2 protein-coding genes are annotated in these 2,639 nt (G+C 73.2%); one reads left to right on the forward strand and one right to left on the reverse strand.

Going from position 1 to position 2,639, the window contains the following annotated elements:
- Positions 1 to 837, forward strand: an 837-nt coding sequence (locus tag GUY61_RS37260) for an alpha/beta fold hydrolase (protein ID WP_398958309.1), incomplete at its 5' end; no start/stop codon positions are given.
- Between the two features lie 743 nt (positions 838 to 1,580).
- Here the strand turns inward: GUY61_RS37260 and GUY61_RS37265 are convergent.
- The coding region (locus tag GUY61_RS37265; protein WP_208106930.1) for a radical SAM protein at positions 1,581 to 2,639 on the reverse strand (1,059 nt) is incomplete at its 5' end.

Below are 2,639 nucleotides of genomic sequence, written 5' to 3' on the forward strand. Positions count from 1 at the left end.
GAGGTGTATTCCATGGGTGGGTACGTGGAAGCCAACGGAACCACGATCTGGACCGAGAGCCGCGGCCAAGGGCCCGACGTTCTGCTGATCGCGGGGCTGGGCGACACCGCCGAGGCGTGGCGGGCGCAGCTCGACGGGCTGTCGGACCGGTACCGGGTCATCGCCTTCGACAATCGGGGGTCGGGGCGGACGCCGTTGCCCGACGAGCCCATGTCGGTGGCCACGATGGCCGACGACGCCGCGGAAGTGCTCCGGGTGCTCCGGGTCGGCAGGGCGCATGTCGCCGGTTTCTCGGGCGGCAGCGCGGTCGCGCAGGAGCTGGCGCTCCGTCACCCGGAGGCCGTCCGCAGCCTCGTCCTCATGAGTACCTGGGCACGGGCGGACGCCTACTTCACCGCCATGACCCGCTTCTGGCACTGGCTGGTGACGGAGGCGCCCGACGAGCGCGCCATGCTGGAGGCGTTCCTCCTGTGGATCCACACGCCGCGCGCCCACACCGACGGCACGGTGCAGCGGATCATCGACGAAACGCTCACTTTTCCGTACCCGCAGTCCGCCGAAGCCTTCCAGCGTCAACTGGAGACGTTCATGCGGCACGACACGCTCGACCGGCTGCCCGGCGTCACCGCACCGACCCTCGTCCTGGCCGGCGAACGGGACATCGCCACGCCGCCGCGGCTCGGGCGGGTGGTGGCCGACGCCATCCCGGGCGCCCGCTTCGAGGTCATGGCGGGGGAGGCCCACCAGCCGTTCCAGGAGTCCCCGGACGTGTTCAACGCGCGGGTCGACGGCTTCTGGCGCGAGATCGGCAGCGGGACCCTGCCGTCCTCACCCTGAGCGGCTTCCGGGCGCGCGGACGCTGCCGGCCATTCCCTCCGACCGCCGATGGCCGGCACCGGCGGCCGCGCCCCGCCTCGGGCCGGTCGGCCGCCGACGGCGGCCGCGCCGACCGAGCCACCACGAGATCCCGGCGCACCGCCCCGGCCCGGTCATGGGCGTCTGGCCGGCTTTCAATTGCTGCCGCGCTGCGGGACATTGCCGTGACAGAGGCCCCGTCTCGTGCAGCGCGTTGGGGGCCGGCGCGAGCGTGATCCTCCGCAGATCGGCCGCGGCGAAGTGCAGACGCATCATGCCGACCGATCCTCGCGCTGCCCGACCCTTTTAACCAGACCTGAAAGGCCTGGCGGACCAGGACCGGCCAGGACAGACTCGGTGCGGAGTTCCGGCCGGGACAGGCCGGTACGACCCGGACCGGGCCTTTCGGGCCCGTGCCGGTCGGGGGGCGGGGGAGCCAGGGCGGAAGGCCATTGGTGGTGGCTTTCCGCCGTGGCGCCGGGGCTGTTCTGCGGAACTCACCTGGTCCGAAGGGACAGCGGTCGTATGGCCGGGCCGGAAGCCGGGTCGGGCCGGGCTGAAACCGGGCCGGCCGGAAGCCGGGCGGGCGTGCGGCACCGTGGCGGCGCGGTCCCGCGGCGTTCACCGGCCGAACCGGCGCCGGACGACAGACTCCGGGGTGACGGTGCCGGGCGGACCCGGTGGCCGGGCGGGCCGGGCACAGGGGGAGACGTGCCTCCGGCCGCTCACCGGCCGGGCACGAACTCCGGCCGCCTGCCGATCCGTTCTCGGTCGGCCTGCGAGGCGAAGTGGTGGTCGATCGCCCGCGTCGCCTCGGCCCACTGCCTCATGGTCCGCACCGGAGTGAGGGCGTCGACCACGAAGGGGTGGTGCCAGCGCGCGATCGCGCGGCGCCACAGCTCGGCGGGCGGGTCCGTCAGCACGTTGCCGACGGTACCCTCGTACGCCGCCATGGCGCGCACCCGCCCGTCGGGCTCGATCTGCAGGATGGGCAGGTAGATGCCGCGCCGTATCAGCTCGGGGTGCATCTGCAGCGCGAGGTTGTCGGTGGACGTGACCTTCACCGAGGGCGGCGCCAGGGACCGCAGATGGCGTGCGTACTCGGGGCTTCCGAGCAGGGCGGCCTGGGAGTCGGACAGCAGTTCATGCTCCGCGAAACCCCGCCGGCTGGCGAGACCCTCCGGTACGACGGCGCCGAAGGAGACATGACCCAGAGCGGGGAACCGGGGCGCGACGTCGGTGAGCAATTCCTCGACCTGGTGGAAGTTGCTGCGCACGACGACGCAGTCGATGCCGAAGCGGGGACGTCCTCCGTCGGCGCGGGCTCCGCCGGCACGGGCCGCCTCGTCCAGGAGTCGCAGGGCTCTCAGCGCTCTGTCGAACGATCCGCGCCGCCCGCGGATACGGTCGTGCACCTCGGCCGTGGCCCCGTCGAGGCTGACGCTGACGCCGGAGAAGTCGCGTGAGAGGGCCTCCGTTGTCTCCGGGCGCAGGTTCCAGCCGCTCGTGAACAGTGAGACGGGCACACCGGCGGCCGAGAAGCGGCCGGCGACCTCGGAGAGCTCCCGCACGAGGAGCGGTTCGCCGCCGGCCAGGCAGATTCCGCGCGGCCGCAGGCCGAGGATGGCGTCCGCGGCCCGGAGCATGTCGCGCGGGCCGAGCCGCCGCGCGGGGCGGCGCCCCGACTCCGAGTAGCAGTGGGAACACCGCAGGGGGCAGGCGTAGGTGATGTCCCAGACGACTTCGAGCGGGTGGGCGGGTATGTCCATGGCGGCTTCCTGGTC

The organism is Streptomyces sp. GC420 (assembly GCF_009916105.1).
GTDB lineage: Bacteria > Actinomycetota > Actinomycetes > Streptomycetales > Streptomycetaceae > Streptomyces.